Source organism: Pseudoalteromonas caenipelagi, from assembly GCF_013140855.1.
In the GTDB taxonomy this organism is placed as follows: Bacteria; Pseudomonadota; Gammaproteobacteria; order Enterobacterales; family Alteromonadaceae; genus Pseudoalteromonas; species Pseudoalteromonas caenipelagi.
The window spans coordinates 309,376-329,970 of the sequence record NZ_JABBPG010000003.1; the positions used below are offsets into that span (position 1 = coordinate 309,376).

Sequence of the window (20,595 nt, forward strand, 5' to 3'; positions counted from 1 at the left end):
ACATCCAATTGTCATAGTTAGCAACATCCGTCATATTTTTGTGTTAAAAATAGATACTTACCTCTTTCAAGATAAAAACAGTGTACTCTGTTTTGGGGGTGGATTACTAACTTCGATGTAAAGCTTTGTAAATCGAACAATGTGCCCATAAGGAATGGTTTATTTGAATGGTTTGGACATCTAGAAGTAAGGTATTGATGAGCAAATAAAAATAATTCTCAGTACCTTTTATGGTACTGAGAATGAGTGTATAAACTAAGAGAATAAATTTTGCTTTACGTGTTCGGCAAAGCCACTACCAGCCTCTAAATAGAAGTTATAGGTAGAATCTACGCCCATTTCTTCAAGCTCTTTTTGCTGATCTGGGTAATTGGCAATAGCTGTCACTTGACCTCTAAAGCCTGACGCTTTGAGCTGCTCCAGCGCATAAATGTTCTGCATGTGTTTTGGCATGGCAAGCATAACCATATCCACACGGGAGTGGTTTACACGTTGCCAAAAATCAGGGTCGGTTGCATCTGCTAGTAACACTCTGCGGCCTCTTTGTACATGCTTGTCAACAACTTCTGGTTTTATGTCAATACCAGCGATAGAGCCTGGATGTGTTGCTTCAATTGTTTCGTAAGCACCGGTGCCGATTCGGCCCATACCAAAGATTACAATACGAGTATCAGTCAAATTAACAGGAAGTTCTTCTTCAAGGCGTTTGCGACTTTCAAATTTAAGCAGCAATGGTTCAAGTTTTACATAGATGCCGTTGGCGCGTTTGTTAAGTGGCGAGGCAAGGACAAATGTGATTGATACGGCAATGGCAACCACCGCTAACCAATCAGCTGCTATAGCACCACTACTTGCTGCAACTGCACACACAATAAGTCCAAACTCGCTGTAGTTGGACAGCGTAAATGCGCTTAGCAATGAGGTCCTAGCACGCAGTCTGAACAAGTTAGTAAGAACATAGTAGAAACCTACTTTAATCGGTAGCACAAGTGTGAGTAGGCAAGCGATAAGCAACGCATCGAAGCTCATATTTGCGTTCAAGCCAATGTTTAAAAAGAACCCAACCAGCAATACATCTTTTAAGTTCATTAAAGACTTAGATAATTCGCCTGCTTTTTTATGTGGGGCAAAGAGCATACCGATAATGAGCGCGCCCAGGTCACCTTTGAGTCCAGCAAACTCAAATGCGTGGTAGCCCACAACAAGAGCGAAGAAAAAGCCAAACAAGGGCAGTAGCTCGCCATGTTTTGAGCGATTAAGTACCCATAGCATTACTGGCCTAAATATAGGCAAAGCCACCAACAATGCAAGTGCCCAAATATTTGGGGTCTTACCTGTGCTAATAGCCAAAAACACAACCGCAAAAATGTCTTGCATAACCAAGATACCAATCGAGATTTTGCCATGCAAACTGGCCATTTCGCCGCGCTCTTCCAATACTTTTACGGCAAATACAGTACTGGAAAAACTAAATGCAAAACCAACTAATAGTGCGCTAGACATGGATAAATCGGTAAACAGGGGGAGGCTCATTGAGCCAAGTAGCAATAATAAGGCTGCAAAAAAGGTACTGCTTAATACAATGTGTAAGGTAGCGGGTGCCCATACCTGCGCCTTTACAAGGTTGCCTATTTTCAGCTTAAGGCCAATGCTGAACAGCAACAAGGTTACACCTAAATCAGCCAGTTGATTTAACAGCTCAGTGCTTCTATAACCCAGCAAATTAAGAATGAACCCTGCCATCAAAAAACCGATTAGGGGTGGCAGTTTGAGTTGGTATACTGAAAAACCACACGCAAATGCGGCTGCAAAAAACAAAAGTTCCATAGCATATATGTATTGATTCTACCTGATTTCAGTGTATCAGAACTATCTGATTTATAAATTGAAAATTTATTCAACAAGCGATGAAAACAGTCAAATTTGAGACAATGCAATAATAATCTCTGCAATAAGCTAAATTTTCGCTGACAAGCATCAAAAAATGTGGTTAAGATGCGCTAAAGGAACATTCTTACAGGAGAAGTAATGTTTAAAAGAATTCTCGCATCTGTTGGTATTGGTGCGGCAAAAGTAGACACGGTATTAGAAACTGAGCATTTATATCCAGGACAAAAATTTCAAGCCAAAATTATCATTCAAGGTGGTGATGTTAGCCAAGAGGTAATGGGCTTAGAAATGGCGTTGATGACTCGTGTGAAGATGGAAAGCGATGACGGTCATTATTTCGTGAACCACGTTATTGAAAAGTGGAAAATAGGCGAGCACTTTGCAATTGAAGCAAATCAGAGCAAAGTTATCCCGTTTGAAGCGAGACTCCATTCAGAGACACCGATTACAGAACTCAATGCAGGTTATAATCACTGCCATGTGTGGCTTGAAACTGGGTTAGATATTGATTTAGCGCTAGATCCTACTGATCGTGATACGATTCACGTTTATCCTAACGATGCGATAAAAACTTGCATGCTAGCGATGGAGAAGCTGGGCTTTGGCTTGGTTAAATCTGATGTAGAAAGGGGGCACTTACGAGCAAGTAACTTTCATACCGTTTCTGGTTGCTACCAAGAACTTGAATACAGGCCGTTGAGTAAATCCCTATTTGGCTTGCAAGAAGTAGAGCTTTCATTTGTTCCTGAAGCGCATCGTACTCACGTTTTGATTGAATTAGATAGGTCGTTCAGAAACGATGGGTATGTTGATTTGACAATTGAGCATGATCAAGTGAACTTGTCACAATTGTGTGATCAGTTAGAACGCTTGTTTGCCTAAACCAAACACATTCTTCATTTGCCCAGTTTACTGGGCATTTTTATTTTTGTATTGAAATACGTATACAGGAGCTCACGATGCAATGGTGGGTAAAAGCATTTTCTGATCTTGATACAAACATGCTATTTGAGTTGCTAAAAGCGCGCGTAGACGTGTTTGTGGTCGAACAACAATGTCCTTATCCTGAATTAGACGAAACGGATAGGCACAGTGATACCAAACACCTAATCTTGATTAAGCATGACAACATCTGTGCTTATGCACGTGTGTATGAAAAATCAGCCAGTGAATGCGCAATTGGTCGGGTGCTAATAGTTAAGAGCGAACGAGGAAAGGGCTTAGCTAAAGCGTTAATGTGTAAAGCGCTGGAAGTGTGTGAAGCGCACTTTCCAGAACGTGATATTGTCCTGTCAGCTCAAGTCTATTTGGTGGCGTTTTACCGCTCACTAGGGTTTATTTGTCAGGGGAATGAATATTTAGAAGATGGAATTCCTCATCAGGATATGAGATTAAAAAGAGCACCTGTATAATCCACAAGTGCTCTTTATTCACCTATTGCGAGTGTATAAATACTAACGCGATAGCGAGTGGACATACAAACTTGATATACCAGGGCCAGATTTTCCAAAACAGACTATGCTCTGCATCTTCATAACCACTTTTTATTTCTGTCAGTAAGTTATTTCTGCTCCAGATCCAACCAACAAATATACAGCACAACATACCTATGAGCGGTTGTCCAAATTGGGTGGTTAAACTAACTATAAAGCCAAATAAGCTATTGAAATTAAAAATAATGATAAAACTGACTAAAGATATTAGTCCACCAATGATCCAAGTTGCTTGTAAACGTGATAAAGCAAATCGTTCAACAGCATATGATACAGGGGCTTCGAGCATTGAAATGGATGAGGTTAATGCGGCAATGCTCATTAGTGCGAAAAATGCGAATCCAACGAATAGTCCAACATCGCCCATGCTCTCAAATAGGGCGGGTAATACCTGAAATACCAGCGTGTCTTCTGAAAGCAACTGGCCGTTGGCACTAAATATTTCAACACCTTGAGCTTGCGCTACATACATTGCAGGGATAATAAGTAAACCAGCAACAAATGCAATAAATACATCTATTAGCGTCACATAGGCGCCCAATGAAACTAGATTTTCTTGTTTACTAATGTAGGAACCATAAATGATCATGACACTGGTACCTAAAGACAACGAGAAAAATGCTTGTCCTAGCGCGCTTACTAGTAATTCCGGATTTAAAATAGATGAAAAATCAGGTACTAAATATGCCTTTAGACCTTCACTGGCACCATCTTGCATCAGCACATAAGCTATCAGCAGAAACAGGATCCCTAAAAGTGCTGGCATTAAACGCTTTGACCACTTTTCGATCCCGTTTTCTACCCCTTTACTAATGATTGAAATGGTCAGAAGGATAAACAAAGCTGTAAATATGAGATCACGTGCAAGCGATTGGTTATTTAGCCACTTAGCGGTGTCAGACAAGCTTGAGAGCTGGGCGATTGGTTCTAAGGTTGCGCTAAACATCCATCCAGCTACAATCGCATAAAAACTCAAAATTAAGCCTGCGCAGATAATGCCACCAAACCCGACAGCAAACGCAAAGCGTTTGTTGAATGGATTTTTGGATAATTTTTGTAATGAGGATACGGCATTAGCCTGACCGTGCCGACCGATAACCAATTCAGCCATAAGTGCAGGGTAAGCCAAGCAAAATGCTAGCACTAAATAAACGAATACAAAAGCTGCTCCGCCATTGCTTGCGGTTTGGGTAGGAAAGCCCCAAATATTGCCTAAGCCTACAGCAGAACCAGCTGCTGCCATTATAAATCCAAAGCGAGAACTAAATTCTCCGCGCACACTGCTCATATTATTTATACTTCTCTATTTTTTTACGGCGGCTGACAATCTACTGTAAATAGTGACAAATAAAAAGCGCTAATTACGATTAGAATGCCATGATTTAGCGCAACTTTTTTGTTGTTAGTTGTTTGTAACTTAAACTCTCCAAAGTAGCTGAGTCGCTCTAAGAAGAACCTTTTGTCTTTTCAGTAGATTAATGGCCGTTCATCAATCAAGTGTGAGTATTACTTTACGCTGCTCACTGTGCTTTACAAGGCAAAATTAAGGTGAATTTAGCACCACCTAAAATCTCAGAGTGAGACACCATTGCTTTTCCGTGGTGCCAATCGACTACTTTGGCTACGATCGCAAGTCCTAAGCCATAACTTTTTTGTGCTCGATTGCGGTGTGATTGCTCTTGGAAAAATGGACTAAAGACTTTGTGCCAGTTTTGCGGTGCAATACCAGGCCCATCATCTTCTATATTAATATGTATATTTTGTCCATCGCCTTTCACTCTTACAAGCACGGTCAGATTTGCAAAATCAGCTGCGTTACTCAATAAGTTGGTGACTGCACGAGCTAGCCAATGTAAATCAGCGTGGATCGATAGTGATGGCTCGATTTCGTGATCGATACGTATTTTGGCACTTTGAAATTTAGGCGCGACCTGTTCAATTAATGCAGGAAAGTATTCGTTAGCCGACGCTTGTTCAAATTTGAGCAGATGAGATTTTTGTTCCAGTGTCGCGAACGATAAATAACTTGCCAGCATATCTTCCATCTGGTCTAGGTCTTTTTCCATTCTTGTCAAAAGGTTGTGAACTTTGGTTATATCTCCCTCATCTAATGCAGCGTCAAGACCAAAGCGCAAACAGGCTACTGGTGTGCGGATATCATGGGAGAGACTCGAAGCCAGTAGTTTATTCTCTGCCAGTAGCTTTTCGATTTGGCTGGCCATGCGATTGAAGGTCAGCTCAACATCCTTGATGTAAGTAAACTTATCTGTCGCGATTCTTGCACTGAAATTGCCGCCAGCAAATTGTTTAGCTGCATCAGAGAGAATAGACAGCCGCTTAGCTAATGGTGACAGGATAAACCACATAAATGTACATACCCCAGCATAGAAAAGCAGTGTTAGCAGGGCATCACTGTCTTTTTGCTCAGGGGGTTTTTCTAAACGTAATTCTAAGTAGTCGGGAAGCAATTCTTGATTGGTTTTTAATAAGTAAAACCCTTGCTGGTCTTCTAATACTAATCCATTGTTAGTGAGCATCTGGGCTTTAAGCTCAGAAGGGACCGCAAGTGTATCCCCTTTTTTATAACTTATTTCCAGCTCATAGTCTGTGCGCAAAGTCTCAATATAGTTTGTCCGTTGCGCTGGAGCCTGCCTTGCTACTTGCTTTGCTGCGCCTCCTGCAAGAGTGCTTTGCCAGCCAAAGTGATTATCGGTTTCTAGCGTTTGCTCGCTGAAAATATCGATTAGCCAACCAAGTACCACGATGGATACTAACGCACTGGTGAGTAAATAAATATAGAGCTTTCTCACAGCAAAGCCTTTACCATGCGCTCGGAACCATTAGGTAACCTTTTCCCCAGATTGTTTTAATCTTTTCTGGGTGTTGAGGGTCATCATTGAATTTCTTTCTAAGGGCTGAGATCAATACGTCTACACTGCGGTCTAAACCATCGTACTCCCTACCTTTAGTTGCTTTAAAAACAGCATCTCGAGACACCACTTCACCTGCATTTGAGGCTAGAAAGTGCAGTAATAAATATTCTGCACTAGAGATATTAACTTCTTCGCCTTGCAAAAGCACTTTGCGCGCTTGAGTATCAATGCTTAAGTTCCCAACCCTAATCGAATTTTCATTGGCATTATTACTCAACATCGCATCATGAGAAGCCCTTAACATTGCTTTGATCCTAGCAAGCAAAGCTCTGGGCCGTACGGGCTTAATTACATAGTCACTTGCGCCTACCTCTAAACCAATGACTTCATCCATTTCTTCATCCTTTGCGGTAAGCATGACGATAGGCTTTTGGTAAAATTGTCGTAACTCACGACAAACGCTGATCCCATCTTGTCCTGGCAACATCACATCCAGTAAGACAATATCAGGGCTGAGAGATTTAACCATTGCGACGACCTGATCGCCTCGCTCGCACACGTGTGTTGTATAACCCTGATTATTTAAATAATCGGCTACCCACTGCGAGAGAGATTCGTCATCTTCTACCAGTAAAATCGTGCCGTAATTGTCCATATTTGCCTCCAGTTTATTGATGATTCTAGTAGCGATGATTGAGACGTTTGATAAAAATCTGCATTTTAATTCTGCCTGAGTAATACATCACTGTCACTTGTTATTAGATAAGCAAATCCCCAGTATTTGGGTTAGCTTATCGACATTATTAGTTTGCACCTGATTGAATATACGTTAAAAAACGTAACGTACACCCAATTTGGCTTTATGCTGGTGATTCTGACGAACGATGGGACTATGATAAATTTCATCAGAAAACCATGTTGACATCCAGCCTGTTAAGAATACCCAGTCTTCGTTGATTGGATACTCAGCATGGAATTCATAAACAACATTGTATGCACCTTGAGGGCTGTAGACTGGGCGATTAGCAGCTTGCTCTTCAGGGGTAATACCAAAATAATAATCCGTAAAGTCATCTGAATAGAGGTTGACTCCAATCGCGCTTCTGAACTCCCAGTTACGCCAAGGAATGATTTTGCTGTAAAAAACGCTTATTACCCAGCCATTATGCGTACTACTGATATCCTGCAACAATTCGAATGAGAATTGACTATTGTGATTGTATCGTTTGCTTAAACGAAGTCCTGCTGTTAAGTCAAACTGACGCTCATTAATCCCTTTGAGTTCAGGAATATTGTTTGAGCTGTATAAATCAAATCCGTTTTCGCTAAAACCATCTTGCGCTTGTGTCAGCACAAGGTCCAAGCCCCAGTTATACTTATCAACTAGGCTGTATCCAATGATAAAGCCACCGGTCAGTTGATTGTGATCAACATCCAAGTACCAACTCTCATAAGTTGCTGATATATTGATATTAAATAAATCCACGCCATCTTGGTAAGCGTCTGAGCCAACAAGATAAGAATCCTCAAAAGCGAGTCCAAATCCTAAGCTGGCATCATAATAAAATTCGTCACTGGGTTGTAAAGCATTGTCTGCGTAAAGGCGATTACTTGCATATGAAGGGACTGACAGAGAAAAATAGAGCAATGCAAGTAATAAGACTCTAGACATAATGTTCACCAACAAGACAGTTGCTGAACATTATATTGAGATTGCTGCTTTGAACTGTAAAAAAGTGTTGTATTAAAGTACGTTGATTTTATCGATTAATATTGAGCTTAGCTTTTGATGCATCGCACTGCTGAGTGCACTCACTTCGGTTGCGCTACAAGCTCCAGCCGATTTTTCTGGGCCACTGATAATATCTTCAACAACATACTGAGGAATTGCTACAGGCTCTTTGGCTCGTGCAATTCTAGCTTGTTCGCTATTTTGTTCAACGATAAAAGCAAGAATATCGTGCTCATTGGTAATTTTCTGCTCTTTAGTATAACTAAACTGTAAAGGAATACCTTGGAAGCTGGCGCTATCTATCGAAGATTTGGCAAACCAAATTACATCAGATGAAGCAACATGCGTTAAACGCATACTGACGCTTGCTATGATATTACGGCATTGATAGCTTGGCGATTTTTGCGTCACTAACGTAAAGAGTGCATGGGATTTTTTTGGTCGATTTAGTACATAGGTTTTGTCTGGACCAAAGGTTAAATCAAGTTGATGTATATTGAGAACGTAATCTGCACTGTATTTTTCAATGACCTTTAAGCCTTGCTTTTGTAACGCTTGCTCGATATAAGATTTCAATGTGTCGGTCATTGCAACTTTGTCAGCAACAATGCGTACGGTATTATTTTTTTCTATGGGGTGAGCTGGCAGTTGAACAGACTTTATCCTCGCCGAATCGAGTTCAGTACTGTAGCTCAGTTGGTAGATTTCTTTACTTAATAAAGGCTTTGATGGCACATTAAGTTTTGGTGCCATCTTTGGTGTTAATGAACAACCAACAGAGAAAGCCATTGTGAGAAAGATAAGCAAAAAACGCATCCAAGTACCTCAAATTGTAATTAAAGTATTAATTGGCAATACAAACGACCCTAAACTTCGTGATAAACTTCAATGAATTCGAGTTTATAGAGTTATTATGAAGTATTTAGTTGTTGTTGTATTTTGGCTATTTACGACAAAAGTCCATGCAGTAGAAGACGCAAAGCAGCAGTGGCACCAATTTTTGAACAGCTATTCTAAGCAAGTCGAGCGAAAACTAAAAGAAAAATCAATTCCAGGTGCGGCTTTAAGTATTGTTCACGGTGATTTTGGTGACTTAGCTAAGGGTTTTGGGAAAACTCAGGTACGTAAAGGGCGAAGCGTAAACCAAAATACTCGGTTTCGTTTAGCCTCAGTATCTAAGACATTCGCAGGTTCGTTGACCGCCAAGTTAGCAAGTCAAGGTTACTTTCATATAGATGATTATGTTGGTAAATATTTGCCATATGTTGATGATACCGATTATAAATCGTTAAAGGTCTATCATTTATTGAGCCACTCAAGTGGTCTCGTTCCAAATGCCTACGACAACCTTATTGAATCTAGAATGCCTTATGATGAAATCATTGAGCGCTTAATTCAGGTTGATCCAATATGCCCGCCAGGGCAATGTTATGGCTATCAAAACGCGATGTTTAGTCTAATTTCTGATGTGATCTTAAATGCCACAGGGATGCCCTACGAACGTTGGTTGGTTGAGTTCATGTTTAAGCCTTTAAACATGCAAGATGGTGGTGTCGGTATAGACAATATGCAAAAAGACGACAATTTTGCTTTTCCGCATGTGTTAGGGCGAAAGCGTTGGCATACCGCTAAACTCAAACCCCATTATTACAAGGTAGCTCCAGCTGCAGGCATTAACGCTAGTGCGGCAGATATGGTGCAATGGTTAAAAGCACAACTTGGCTATTATCCTGATGTGTTGTCACTTGATGCTTTGACGATTCAAGGTCGCCCATATACCCATACAAAGCGAGAGTTGCGTCGCAGGATATGGCGTGAACACATAGATGAAGCATTTTATGGCTTAGGTTGGCGTATCTACGACTATGATGGTGAGCACTTAATGTATCACAGTGGTTGGGTTCAGGGCTATCGAACGGATGTTGTTGTGATCCCAGCGTTAAACGTTGGCTTTAGCTTATTATTGAATGCGGAAAGTGGTGTGATTAATGAATTAACTACAGACTTTATATCTCAGGTTATTGATATGTATAGAGAAGCGCCACCACAAACAAATGATGGCGCAAGCAAAGAAAGTTAAGAGCGTGGCAGTTGAATCTTTTTCTCTTCGCTTTGACGGTACAAAACAATGGTATGGCCGATAGTTTGTACTTTATGAGCGCCAGTTTCGCGTACGATAGCGTCAAAAATAAGTTGCTTTGTTTCACGATCGTTGGTTGGCACTTTTACTTTGATAAGCTCATGAATGTTTAAACACTGTACAATTTCAACCAAAACACCTTCGGTTAAACCATTTGCACCGAGTAAAACTACTGGTTTAAGTGGGTGCGCTAACCCTTTAAGATACTGCTTTTGTTTATTTGATAAAGTCATATTGGTACAATTTACTAAATGTAGGCTTGAATTCTAGTATTCTACCGCCATCTAGACAATATTACTAATGAGTTGCAGTTAATATGGCAAATAAAAAGCACTCAGCGAGCTCAAAACGCTGGTTAAAGGAACATGTAGATGATCCATATGTCCATGAAGCACAAAAACGCGGATTCCGTTCACGGGCAGTTTTTAAGCTGGAAGAAATTCAACAGCGCGATAAGCTAATTAAACCGGGCATGAGCGTGGTTGATTTGGGTGCAGCACCGGGAAGTTGGTCACAGTATTTGGCTGAACAAGTAGGGGATAACGGACAAGTCATCGCGTGTGACATTTTACCTATGGACTCTCTAGCTGGGGTTGATTTTCTACAAGGTGATTTTCGTGAAGAAGCGGTACTTGACGCATTACTTGAACGTATTGGAGGTAAAACAATAGACGTTGTTTTTTCTGATATGGCACCAAATATGAGTGGAAACATGTCTACCGACCAAGCTGGAAGTATGTATCTAGTAGAGTTGGCGTTAGATATGTGCCATCAAGTACTGAGTAAAAATGGTGCATTCGCAGTTAAAGTTTTCCAAGGGGAGGGTTTTGATCAGTTTGCGCAAGAGGTTCGTAAATGTTTTAACGTGGTTAAAATTAGAAAGCCAAAAGCTTCTCGACCACGCTCCCGTGAAGTATATATAGTGGCGACAGGTTACAAACTGTAGTACAGTTGAAAGGCATTAAAGTCGAATTTAAATAATTTTGGATACAAGAGGTTAACTCCTTGAGCGATATGGCGAAGAATTTAATACTCTGGTTAGTTATAGCTGTTGTGCTTATGACTGTTTTTCAGAGCTTCAATAGCGGCGATCTTTCAGATCGTCAGACCAGTTACACGCAGTTTGTAAAAGAGGTGCGCAGTGGGGCGGTGAGAGATGTTAATATCGATCGCTCTTCAGGTACTATTACTGGTATGAAAGGTAACGGTGAGCGTTTTCAAACTATCATGCCCATGTATGATGAAGACCTTATCAATGATTTATTAAAGAATGATGTGAACGTTAAAGGTGTTGCCCCTGAGGAGCAGTCATTCTTAGCGAACATATTTATTTCTTGGTTCCCGATGTTACTGCTAATTGGTGTGTGGATTTTCTTCATGCGTCAAATGCAAGGTGGTGGCGGCAAAGGCGCGATGTCTTTTGGTAAAAGCAAAGCGCGCTTAATGAGCGAAGACCAAGTTAAAACAACATTTGCTGATGTTGCAGGGTGCGATGAAGCCAAAGAAGACGTAACAGAGCTAGTAGACTTTTTACGTGACCCATCTAAGTTCCAAAAACTGGGTGGTAGTATTCCTAAGGGCGTACTTATGGTTGGTCCTCCAGGTACTGGTAAAACGTTGCTAGCAAAAGCGGTTGCAGGTGAAGCTAAAGTACCGTTTTTCACAATATCGGGTTCTGACTTTGTTGAAATGTTTGTTGGTGTGGGTGCGTCGCGAGTTCGTGATATGTTCGAGCAAGCAAAAAAAGCAGCGCCTTGTATCATCTTTATAGATGAAATTGATGCAGTAGGCCGTAAACGTGGTGCCGGAATGGGCGGCGGTCATGATGAACGTGAGCAAACGCTGAACCAAATGCTTGTTGAAATGGACGGCTTTGAAGGTAATGAAGGGATCATTGTGATAGCGGCAACTAACCGCCCTGATGTGTTGGACCCCGCATTACTTCGTCCAGGTCGTTTTGACCGTCAAGTGGTTGTCGGATTGCCTGACATTCGTGGTCGTGAGCAAATTCTAAATGTTCACATGCGCAAGGTACCGCTTGACGACAATGTTGAACCATCAGTTATTGCCCGTGGTACACCTGGCTTTTCTGGAGCTGACTTAGCAAACCTTGTTAACGAAGCTGCACTATTTGCGGCGCGTGGTAACAAGCGTAAAGTAAGCATGGCCGAATTTGACGCGGCAAAAGATAAGATAATGATGGGCGCTGAGCGTAAGTCTATGGTGATGAGTGAGCATGAAAAAGAAATGACTGCTTATCACGAAGCGGGACACGCAATTGTTGGTCGTCTCGTACCTGAACATGACCCTGTATATAAAGTGTCAATCATCCCACGTGGCCGTGCTTTAGGTGTAACAATGTATCTACCAGAGCAAGATCGTGTTAGTCACTCTAAAGAACATTTAGAATCAATGCTCTCGAGCTTGTATGGTGGTCGTATCGCTGAAGCCCTTATTTATGGTGAAGATAAAGTAACAACTGGTGCAAGCAATGACATTGAGCGTGCAACAGACATTGCTAAGAAAATGGTGATGCAGTGGGGCCTAAGTAGTAAGTTGGGACCGCAAATGTATCTTGAAGAGCAAGGCGAGATGTTCATGGGCGGCGGCTCGCACCGTATGGCGGGCATGTCAGACGAAACCGCTAAGCTGATTGACTCTGAAATCAAAGACTTCATTACTCGTAACTATCAACGTGCCGAACAAATATTGAAAGACAATATGGATATTTTGCACAGCATGAAAGACGCATTAATGAAATTTGAAACTATTGATGCAGGTCAAATTGATGACTTAATGGCGCGTACTGAAGTCCGTCCACCTCGTGATGCTCACGATAGAAAGCCGGACAATAAAGAACCAAAACAGGAAAAACCAACACCTGTTGATGAAGAAAAGCCTATAGATAAGCCACAAAGTTCTTCTGAGCTTGATGATAGACCTGAATAACGGTTAAAATAGTCTATAATTCCAAAGCCCCGCTAAGACGGGGCTTTTTCTTATCCTAATTAAGTTGTTGTGAGTGTCTAGCTCATAATATAAGTATGTCAGACAGCTTAGTTTGGCGCAGGCTAGTATTACTCTAAGTTGAGTAAAAACAATGAAAACCACAATTCGTTTACCTCGAGACCGAGAGTTATGTCTCAATAAGCCCCAGATAATGGGGATAGTTAATGTCACTCCTGACTCTTTTTCAGATGGTGGAACTTATTATCAATCTGACAGCGCTATCAATCAGGCCTTATCTTTATTAAAGCAAGGTGCAACGATATTAGACGTGGGTGGTGAGTCAACTCGCCCAGGAGCGCCTGACGTTGCTTGCGAAGAGGAGCTCAAACGCGTTATCCCTGTCATCGAAAAAATTCGACGCAATAGTGACTGCGTGATTTCGGTCGACACCAGCAAGGCTGAAGTTATGCGTCAGGCGATTGAAGCTGGCGCAGATATTATTAATGATGTTAGAGCATTGCAAGAACCCGGTGCCTTGCAAGTCGCTGCAGAACACCCCGACGTGGCGGTATGTTTGATGCACATGCAAGGACAGCCAAGGACGATGCAGGAAAACCCCACTTACAATGATCTAATTTCAGATATTAAGGCATTTTTCACAATGCGACTGCTAGAGTGCGAAAAGCATGGAATAGATACACAGCGTATAATTTTAGATCCAGGCTTTGGTTTTGGTAAAAGCCTAGCGCATAACTACGAATTACTGGGTAATTTCGAGAGTTTTCTCTCGTTTGGTTTACCGCTTTTGGCTGGATTATCGCGTAAGTCGATGTTTGGCAATTTATTAAATAGAGAAACTAATGAACGCCTTGCTGCAAGTCTTGCGGGGGCTTTGATATGCGCACAAAAAGGTGCTCACATCATTCGAGTTCATGACGTACAACAAACTGCTGATGTGCTAGAGGTATGGCATGCAGCGTGTAATGGAGTAACCATATGACAACGAGAAAATATTTTGGCACAGATGGAGTAAGGGGCTTGGTTGGGCAATTTCCAATTACGCCCGAGTTTGCGCTGAAATTGGGTTGGGCTGCCGGTAAAGTTTTATCTAAAACTGGCACCAAAAAGGTAATTATTGGTAAAGATACACGGATATCTGGTTACTTATTAGAAACTTCTTTGGAAGCCGGCTTAATTGCTGCGGGTATCGATGTTGTCCTGCTTGGGCCTATGCCGACTCCAGCTGTAGCGTATTTAACACAAACATTCAGAGCTGAAGCAGGTATTGTGATCAGTGCCTCTCATAACCCATATCATGACAATGGTATCAAGTTTTTTAGTGGCAATGGCCTTAAGCTAGCCGACAGTGTTGAGCTTGAAATTGAAGCCATGATGGATGAAGAGATGACCTGTGTGCCTTCAGAAAAGCTCGGCAAGGCAAGACGTCTTGAAAATGCAGACGGTCGTTATATTGAGTTTTGTAAGAGCCAATTTCCAAAAGAATTGTCACTTGAAGGTTTAAAAATCGTGCTTGATTGTGCCAATGGTGCCACTTACCACATAGCGCCAGCTGTGATGCGTGAACTTGGTGCAACGGTTATTTGCCATGCCTGCGAACCTAACGGTTTTAATATTAATAACGAATGTGGTGCAACACATGTTGATAGTTTAAAGCGTCAGGTGCTTGAGCATAAAGCGGATGTCGGCATCGCTTACGATGGCGATGGAGATCGTGTCATGATGGTTGATCATAATGGTCATGTTTTTGATGGTGATGATATCGTTTACATCATAGCTTGTTTAGCTCATGCCAATGACACACTTAAAGGTGGTGTTGTCGGCACTGTTATGTCAAACATGGGATTAGAAAACGCATTACATGCAAAGGGTATTCAATTTGCTCGTAGTAAGGTAGGCGATCGCTATGTAATTGAGCTACTTAACCAGAAAGGCTGGACGATTGGTGGCGAAAGTTCAGGTCATGTGCTCAACTTAGATCTGATCTGTACTGGAGACGGTATTATTTCAAGTCTACAAGTTCTTGCTGCAATGGTTTCTCAAAACAAAACACTGCAAGACTTAGGAAGTGGCTTTACTAAATATCCAATGAAAATGATCAATGTTCGCTACACGACCAGTAACGACCCAACTGAGCAAGAGATTGTTAAGCAGGCAGTTGCTGAAGTAGAGCAGCAACTAGCTGGTAAAGGCCGTGTGTTATTGAGAAAATCAGGCACTGAACCTGTGATCAGGGTTATGGTTGAAGCAGAGCAAGAGAAGCAAGTGATCGATTTTGCAGCTAAGATTGCTGAAGTTGTTGAATCTGTGAGCAATTAGTCTGTTTTTTTATTTTATTTCTTGTAAATCAGGGTGAGTCAAGTTAGTATCTCACCCGCTTCTAATGCGGAGTATCGTATGGCGCAGCGTAAGCCAATAGTTGCAGGTAATTGGAAAATGAACGGCTCATTAGAGCTGGTTTCTGAGATTTGTAGCGAAGCTAAAAAGTATAATGACCTGAATGTAGATGTAATCATCTTTCCACCAGCCTTATTGCTTAGCGAAGTAGTAAAAAATGGTGTTGCTACAGGTACTCAAACTATTTCTGAGTTTGATTCAGGCGCTTATACAGGTGAAATTCACGCACAACTTGCACATGAATTAGGTGCAAAGTTTACTTTGGTTGGTCACTCTGAAAGACGCAGTATCTTCAAAGAGTCTGACTTACAAGTTGCTGATAAATTCGCAAAAGCACAGCAGTTTGGTCTAACACCAATTTTGTGTGTGGGTGAAACTGAAGCAGAGCGTGAAGCTGGCGAAACTGAACAAGTGGTCGCTAAGCAAATAAATGCTGTTATAAACAAATTAGGTATAGCCGCACTAAATAATTCTGTGATAGCATACGAACCCGTTTGGGCTATCGGGACTGGTAAAACAGCTTCTCCAGAGCAAGCACAGGCGGTACACAAGTTTATTCGTGATATGCTCAAAGGTTATGATGAGCAAGTCGCTAACGCACTACGTATCTTATATGGTGGTAGTGTGAATGAAAAAAATAGTGAATTATTATTTGCACAAGCAGATATCGACGGCGGATTAATCGGCGGCGCAAGTCTTAAAAAAGATGCTTTTATTAGTATCTGCAATAGTGCAATAGGGAACGTATAAAATGTACGAAATATTATTAGTTGTTTACTTAATTGTTGCGCTAGCACTGGTGGGTATGGTGTTAATTCAGCAAGGTAAAGGCGCAGATATGGGCTCGTCGTTTGGTGCAGGTGCATCAGCAACAGTATTTGGCTCATCTGGTGCTGGTAACTTTATGACAAAAACTACCACCATTTTAGCAACGGTATTTTTTGTATTGAGTATTGTGCTTGGTAACCTAACAGCAGGTCAAATTAAAAAGACCGACGAGTGGGAAAACCTAGAAGCGCCAGCAGCGGCAACAGTTGCGCCAGCTGCTTCAGATGTACCAGCATCATCTGAAGACAACAAAAGCTCTGACGTACCAAATTAATAGAGTGGTAACCTTAAGTTACTCGATAGTTTGAGTCCTCATTCAAACATCTTATCGAAAAATGCGGATGTGGTGGAATTGGTAGACACGCCATCTTGAGGGGGTGGTGGCTTCGGCCGTGGGGGTTCAAGTCCCCCCATCCGCACCAAATTTAAAAAACCAGCCTTTTGGCTGGTTTTTTTATGCGTGATGATCATCAATGATAGTTCGCGATTCCCATAGCTTTGAAGCAAGATCTTAATATAGATCATCAAGCTCATATTGCCTTTTACTGAGTGCCACAGTTCATTGAATATTAAAAATCTGTCTATAAAAAATATGTTTGGTAATTACGCAAAACTTACCCTTCAAAATGAGCGTTTACAGCTAGTAACTTCAGGTCAAAGCAGAGCTATATTATGGCGCGACATATTATATCCTCCGACTATCTCAGACGGTTTATTCGGCTTATCAATTAAAATACCACTGTCAAAGAGTAACGAAGTATTGAAAGTCAGGATTGAAAGGTGTGGATATACAAATGAACAATGTCAGGCTTTATGGGTTGCTTCGCATAGTAAGTGTTTAATACACACAATAGATAAAATAGAGCGATTACTTAAAACACAATATTTATCCTCCAAAAACCTTGAGTTAGTCACTGAGATCATCGGGTCTTTAGTCCCTCACTGGTTAAGTTGGCGCCCATGTATCATGTTGCCTGAAAACCTGCGGCAGGCTATTTACACTGTAACTGAGTTCACGCAATGGCAAAGTGACGATATAGAAGCATTTCGCAGTGCATATATAAGTTTTCAGGCAAAACAGCATAAACCATTTTTCGATTGTATAGAAAGTCGGCCGTTAACCGAAGCACAAAGACGCGCATGTATCATTCAAGATAATCGACAATTGCTATTAGCTGGAGCTGGTACGGGAAAGACCAGTGTAATGGCTGCACGAGCAAGGTTTTTGGTTCACAGTACAGGCACAAAAGCAGAACAAATATTGCTGCTTGCATACGGTAACGAAGCGGCAAAAGAGCTTAAACAAAGAATGGGAGAGGAGTTTAACTGCTTCACATTTCATGCATTGGGAATGCATATTATCGAAGCTGTTGAAGGACAAAAGCCTATCTTGAGTGCGTTGCTGTCAGAGCAAGTAAAAATGCAGGCGTTTATGCGCGATACGCTGCAAGTGCTTTGCCTACAACCGAGTTATCAAGCATTATTTATACAGTTCTGCCAACAGGAGTGCCATACTCACATCACTGATGTAACAGCGTTCTTAAACGGTCCAAGTTCAAAATCCGTGCTACAGCATATAGCGACATTAATTAGTCACTATAAAAATGCTAGTTTGTTAAAGCAGCTACCTACAATCGAGTTAGAACATACTCAGTTACTCGAGTGCCTCAAACCGATTGTGGCCGAATATCAGCTTTACTTAAAGAACGAACAAGCTATCGACTTTGAGGATATGATAGGCAAAGCAATTGACTACCTAGAACGGCGAAAGTATTTCGTGCCTTGGCATCATGTTATGGTGGATGAATTCCAAGACCTCTCTCCAGTTAGAGCTAAATTACTTAATGCGCTATTACAGCAATCTAAACAGTCGTTTTTATTTGCGGTGGGTGATGACTGGCAATCTATCTATCGGTTCAGTGGCGCAGATGTTAGGCTAATTACCCATTTTAATGAGCACTTTGGTGAGGCTACGGTAACTGCGCTTGATAAAACGTTTAGATACCCACAACAAATATTGGATGTTTCAAGTCAGTTTGTATGTGCAAATCCTGGTCAATTGGTTAAGCAACTGAGTGCCAGCACCCAGAGCGTTACCCCTGCTTTTAACAAATACAGTGTAGATGATGACAATGAAGCGTTAGACACTGTACTTGAAAAGTTGGCTCAGTATGGTGAGTCTAGTGTGTTGCTATTGGCAAGGTATCATAGAATGTTACCCACTAAGCAACGACTTGAACAGCTGCAAAGAAAGTACCCTTATCTTGAATTAAAAGCGATGACATTTCATGCCTCTAAGGGTAAAGAAGCCCAATTTACTATTCTAATGGGGTTGTATGAAGGTAAGGGAGGCTTTCCTGCACATGCACGCGCTCAGCCGCTGCTAAATAGTATGCTCTCTAAAGAGGGGACTTATCCCTATGCCGAAGAGCGTCGATTATTTTATGTTGCGTTAACACGCGCAAAGCAGCAAATTATTCTGTTTGAGCCAAAAACAAATCCGAGTCCATTTCTACATGAGCTTAATGTTAACTAGGAGTAAAAGCGGTCACATTGCAAAATAGTTTAGTGAATAAGCTCACCAGAATCATTATTAAACTATCCTAGGGAGTGAGTCGTATTGTATCTCAATAACCGTTAGGAGTATTCATGAGCAAGAATATTTTGCAAGATGCATTATCAAGGCTTAGTAGTATTGCCCAAAATCACAGCGAATATAACGCAATTTTGGAGGCATTAAGTCAACCTCACAGCACCCTCACTAGCCACATAGCTATCAGAAAAGATAACGGAACAACGGCTTATTTTAAGGCTTACCGCTGTCGATATAACGATCTGCTTGGTCCCACAAAAGGCGGGGTACGATTTCATCAAGATGCCGATCAAAGTGAAGTAGAGGCGTTAGCTTTATGGATGACACTAAAGTGTGCGGTAGTTGGGGTGCCTTTTGGCGGTGCAAAAGGTGCAGTCACAGTCGATCCTAAAAAGCTTTCGCCCATGGAGTTAGAGCGATTAGCCCGTGCATATATCAGAGCGAATGCAGATTTTATTGGTCCACAGCTCGATATTCCTGCGCCTGATGTTTATACCAACGCGCGCATTATGGGCTGGATGATGGATGAATACGAAAAAATTACTCGAACAAAATGTCCAGCAGTGATAACGGGCAAACCTATCGCATTTGGTGGCAGTCTTGGTAGAGATAGTGCCACTGGGCGGGGGGCATTTTTATGCATTGATGCGTTAGCTAAAAAACTAAGTTGGGATGCGCAAGACAAAACCGTTGCTATTCAAGGCTTTGGTAATGGTGGATATCACTGTGCAAGGCTGTTACAAAAGGCTGGCTACAAAGTAGTTGCGGTCAGTGACTCTAAAGGTGGAATATACAGTGAGCAAGGCTTAGACATAGAGAGTGTATATAGTGAAAAACAACGAAGCAATACGCTCAGAGCTGTTTATTGTCAGCACTCGGTTTGTGAAGACGTGGAGCACACAAGAATAAGTAATGAGGAGCTGTTGGCACTTAACGTGGATATTTTGGTGCCAGCTGCATTAGCTGGTGTGATTCATTCAGCCAATGCCAAGCAAATTCAAGCTAACTATATCGTAGAGATTGCAAACGGGCCTATAACCTCAGATGTTGACCAACAGCTAAGAGAACAGGGGACTCATGTGATCCCAGATATACTTGCTAACGCAGGTGGTGTAATAGTGAGCTTTTTTGAGTGGTGTCAAAATCGTCAAGGAGAAGCGTGGCCTGAGAAAAAAGTACATGAAAAGTTAGGGCAATACATGAATGATGCATTTGAGAGAGCCTGGCAGCGCTACCAAGAGCACGATGACTCAATGCGTGTGGTAGTTTATAAACTTGCATTGCAAAAGCTCTGTGAAGCACTTGAGGCGCACGGCACCGCCGATTATTTCTCTCACTCAGATTAATATTTTAAAAATAGACTCACAGCTTTTTAAATTGCTCTTTTAGTGCGTAGCTTTCGTCTGTCACTATTTTTTCTAACGTTGCTACGCGCTCTTTAAGTGTATCGAGCTCTTTTTGCAGTGTGTCGTTATATTTATTTTGCTGTGACTTTTGCTGTGCTAGATATTGGTTAAACATTTTACTCATTACGCTAAAACCAACGGCAATGAACACAATAAGTACAATCATCGTAGTGCCTGACATAACTTTCTCCATGGTTATTTTATGTCTTACACGTTATGGAACGTGCATCAGTTAGGTACTAATCTAGCATAAAGTGATTTGATGGGAAGTGACAT

Annotated in this window: 19 protein-coding genes and 1 tRNA gene; 12 read left to right on the top strand and 8 right to left on the bottom strand. The window is 41.5% G+C overall.

The window, feature by feature from the left end:
- Nucleotides 1–255: 255 nt before the first annotated feature.
- Complete coding sequence (locus tag HG263_RS09860; protein ID WP_171625910.1) at nt 256–1,827, bottom strand: cation:proton antiporter domain-containing protein; 1,572 nt, start codon at nt 1,825–1,827, stop codon at nt 256–258.
- Nucleotides 1,828–2,028: 201 nt separating this feature from the next.
- On the opposite strand from HG263_RS09860, the gene HG263_RS09865 reads away from it, so the two are divergent.
- A complete protein-coding gene (locus HG263_RS09865) occupies nt 2,029–2,772 on the top strand; it encodes a sporulation protein (protein ID WP_171625911.1) in 744 nt (247 codons plus the stop codon).
- Nucleotides 2,773–2,849: 77 nt separating this feature from the next.
- Nucleotides 2,850–3,302, top strand: a complete 453-nt coding sequence (locus HG263_RS09870) for a GNAT family N-acetyltransferase (protein ID WP_171625912.1) — start codon at nt 2,850–2,852, stop codon at nt 3,300–3,302.
- Between the two features lie 22 nt (nt 3,303–3,324).
- On the opposite strand, the gene HG263_RS09875 is transcribed toward HG263_RS09870, so the two are convergent.
- The 5 genes from HG263_RS09875 to HG263_RS09895 all read right to left on the bottom strand — a co-directional run bounded on the left by HG263_RS09875 (nt 3,325) and on the right by HG263_RS09895 (nt 8,804).
- On the bottom strand, nt 3,325–4,671 hold the full coding sequence (locus tag HG263_RS09875) for a sodium-dependent transporter (protein ID WP_171625913.1): 1,347 nt from the start codon (nt 4,669–4,671) through the stop codon (nt 3,325–3,327).
- A 232-nt stretch (nt 4,672–4,903) separates the two neighbouring features.
- Complete coding sequence (locus HG263_RS09880) at nt 4,904–6,193, bottom strand: ATP-binding protein (RefSeq protein WP_171625914.1); 1,290 nt, start codon at nt 6,191–6,193, stop codon at nt 4,904–4,906.
- Nucleotides 6,194–6,203: 10 nt separating this feature from the next.
- Nucleotides 6,204–6,911: a response regulator gene (locus tag HG263_RS09885; RefSeq protein ID WP_171625915.1), complete on the bottom strand. Its 708-nt coding sequence runs from the start codon at nt 6,909–6,911 to the stop codon at nt 6,204–6,206.
- A 174-nt stretch (nt 6,912–7,085) separates the two neighbouring features.
- A complete protein-coding gene (locus HG263_RS09890; protein ID WP_171625916.1) occupies nt 7,086–7,928 on the bottom strand; it encodes a MipA/OmpV family protein in 843 nt (280 codons plus the stop codon).
- A gap of 72 nt (nt 7,929–8,000) precedes the next feature.
- Nucleotides 8,001–8,804 (bottom strand): hypothetical protein, encoded by an 804-nt coding sequence (locus HG263_RS09895; RefSeq protein WP_171625917.1) that lies wholly within the window; start codon nt 8,802–8,804, stop codon nt 8,001–8,003.
- A 97-nt stretch (nt 8,805–8,901) separates the two neighbouring features.
- On the opposite strand from HG263_RS09895, the gene HG263_RS09900 reads away from it, so the two are divergent.
- Entirely contained in the window at nt 8,902–10,068 is a 1,167-nt protein-coding gene (locus HG263_RS09900; protein ID WP_171625918.1) for a serine hydrolase domain-containing protein, read from the top strand.
- Here HG263_RS09900 and yhbY read toward each other — a convergent pair.
- Nucleotides 10,065–10,361, bottom strand: coding sequence for a ribosome assembly RNA-binding protein YhbY (gene yhbY, locus HG263_RS09905; RefSeq protein ID WP_171625919.1), 297 nt, complete (start codon nt 10,359–10,361; stop codon nt 10,065–10,067). The two genes, HG263_RS09900 and yhbY, sit on opposite strands and share 4 nt — an antisense overlap.
- A gap of 83 nt (nt 10,362–10,444) precedes the next feature.
- Between yhbY and rlmE the strand changes: the two genes are divergently transcribed.
- The 9 genes from rlmE (at nt 10,445) to HG263_RS09950 (ending at nt 20,259) form a co-directional block, all read left to right on the top strand.
- Nucleotides 10,445–11,074 carry a 23S rRNA (uridine(2552)-2'-O)-methyltransferase RlmE gene (gene rlmE / locus HG263_RS09910; protein WP_171625920.1) on the top strand — a complete coding sequence of 210 codons (630 nt, stop codon included), beginning with the start codon at nt 10,445–10,447 and terminating at the stop codon, nt 11,072–11,074.
- Between the two features lie 68 nt (nt 11,075–11,142).
- On the top strand, nt 11,143–13,077 hold the full coding sequence (gene ftsH / locus HG263_RS09915; RefSeq protein WP_171625921.1) for an ATP-dependent zinc metalloprotease FtsH: 1,935 nt from the start codon (nt 11,143–11,145) through the stop codon (nt 13,075–13,077).
- A 151-nt stretch (nt 13,078–13,228) separates the two neighbouring features.
- Nucleotides 13,229–14,077: a dihydropteroate synthase gene (gene folP / locus HG263_RS09920; protein WP_171625922.1), complete on the top strand. Its 849-nt coding sequence runs from the start codon at nt 13,229–13,231 to the stop codon at nt 14,075–14,077.
- Nucleotides 14,074–15,414, top strand: coding sequence for a phosphoglucosamine mutase (gene glmM, locus HG263_RS09925; protein WP_171625923.1), 1,341 nt, complete (start codon nt 14,074–14,076; stop codon nt 15,412–15,414). The genes folP and glmM overlap by 4 nt, the downstream gene beginning before the upstream one ends.
- A gap of 78 nt (nt 15,415–15,492) precedes the next feature.
- Nucleotides 15,493–16,242, top strand: a complete 750-nt coding sequence (tpiA, locus tag HG263_RS09930; RefSeq protein WP_171625924.1) for a triose-phosphate isomerase — start codon at nt 15,493–15,495, stop codon at nt 16,240–16,242.
- Between the two features lies 1 nt (nt 16,243).
- Nucleotides 16,244–16,594: a preprotein translocase subunit SecG gene (gene secG / locus HG263_RS09935; protein ID WP_171625925.1), complete on the top strand. Its 351-nt coding sequence runs from the start codon at nt 16,244–16,246 to the stop codon at nt 16,592–16,594.
- 63 nt (nt 16,595–16,657) lie between these two features.
- Nucleotides 16,658–16,742 (top strand) — tRNA-Leu (locus tag HG263_RS09940).
- 170 nt (nt 16,743–16,912) lie between these two features.
- Nucleotides 16,913–18,856: a UvrD-helicase domain-containing protein gene (locus HG263_RS09945; RefSeq protein WP_171625926.1), complete on the top strand. Its 1,944-nt coding sequence runs from the start codon at nt 16,913–16,915 to the stop codon at nt 18,854–18,856.
- A 113-nt stretch (nt 18,857–18,969) separates the two neighbouring features.
- Entirely contained in the window at nt 18,970–20,259 is a 1,290-nt protein-coding gene (locus tag HG263_RS09950; protein WP_171625927.1) for a Glu/Leu/Phe/Val family dehydrogenase, read from the top strand.
- A gap of 16 nt (nt 20,260–20,275) precedes the next feature.
- On the opposite strand, the gene HG263_RS09955 is transcribed toward HG263_RS09950, so the two are convergent.
- Nucleotides 20,276–20,500, bottom strand: a complete 225-nt coding sequence (locus HG263_RS09955; RefSeq protein WP_171625928.1) for a hypothetical protein — start codon at nt 20,498–20,500, stop codon at nt 20,276–20,278.
- Between the last annotated feature and the right edge of the window lie 95 nt (nt 20,501–20,595).

Excerpts from the sequence above, each read along its gene's own strand:
- HG263_RS09860 (WP_171625910.1), bottom strand. The coding sequence starts at position 1,827 with ATGGAACTTTTGTTTTTTGCAGCCGCATTTGCGTGTGGTTTTTCAGTA.
- HG263_RS09865 (WP_171625911.1), top strand. The coding sequence starts at position 2,029 with ATGTTTAAAAGAATTCTCGCATCTGTTGGTATTGGTGCGGCAAAAGTA.
- HG263_RS09870 (WP_171625912.1), top strand. The coding sequence starts at position 2,850 with ATGCAATGGTGGGTAAAAGCATTTTCTGATCTTGATACAAACATGCTA.
- HG263_RS09875 (WP_171625913.1), bottom strand. The coding sequence starts at position 4,671 with ATGAGCAGTGTGCGCGGAGAATTTAGTTCTCGCTTTGGATTTATAATG.
- HG263_RS09885 (WP_171625915.1), bottom strand. The coding sequence starts at position 6,911 with ATGGACAATTACGGCACGATTTTACTGGTAGAAGATGACGAATCTCTC.
- HG263_RS09890 (WP_171625916.1), bottom strand. The coding sequence starts at position 7,928 with ATGTCTAGAGTCTTATTACTTGCATTGCTCTATTTTTCTCTGTCAGTC.
- HG263_RS09895 (WP_171625917.1), bottom strand. The coding sequence starts at position 8,804 with ATGCGTTTTTTGCTTATCTTTCTCACAATGGCTTTCTCTGTTGGTTGT.
- HG263_RS09900 (WP_171625918.1), top strand. The coding sequence starts at position 8,902 with ATGAAGTATTTAGTTGTTGTTGTATTTTGGCTATTTACGACAAAAGTC.
- yhbY (WP_171625919.1), bottom strand. The coding sequence starts at position 10,361 with ATGACTTTATCAAATAAACAAAAGCAGTATCTTAAAGGGTTAGCGCAC.
- rlmE (WP_171625920.1), top strand. The coding sequence starts at position 10,445 with ATGGCAAATAAAAAGCACTCAGCGAGCTCAAAACGCTGGTTAAAGGAA.
- ftsH (WP_171625921.1), top strand. The coding sequence starts at position 11,143 with ATGGCGAAGAATTTAATACTCTGGTTAGTTATAGCTGTTGTGCTTATG.
- folP (WP_171625922.1), top strand. The coding sequence starts at position 13,229 with ATGAAAACCACAATTCGTTTACCTCGAGACCGAGAGTTATGTCTCAAT.
- glmM (WP_171625923.1), top strand. The coding sequence starts at position 14,074 with ATGACAACGAGAAAATATTTTGGCACAGATGGAGTAAGGGGCTTGGTT.
- tpiA (WP_171625924.1), top strand. The coding sequence starts at position 15,493 with ATGGCGCAGCGTAAGCCAATAGTTGCAGGTAATTGGAAAATGAACGGC.
- secG (WP_171625925.1), top strand. The coding sequence starts at position 16,244 with ATGTACGAAATATTATTAGTTGTTTACTTAATTGTTGCGCTAGCACTG.
- HG263_RS09945 (WP_171625926.1), top strand. The coding sequence starts at position 16,913 with ATGTTTGGTAATTACGCAAAACTTACCCTTCAAAATGAGCGTTTACAG.
- HG263_RS09950 (WP_171625927.1), top strand. The coding sequence starts at position 18,970 with ATGAGCAAGAATATTTTGCAAGATGCATTATCAAGGCTTAGTAGTATT.
- HG263_RS09955 (WP_171625928.1), bottom strand. The coding sequence starts at position 20,500 with ATGTCAGGCACTACGATGATTGTACTTATTGTGTTCATTGCCGTTGGT.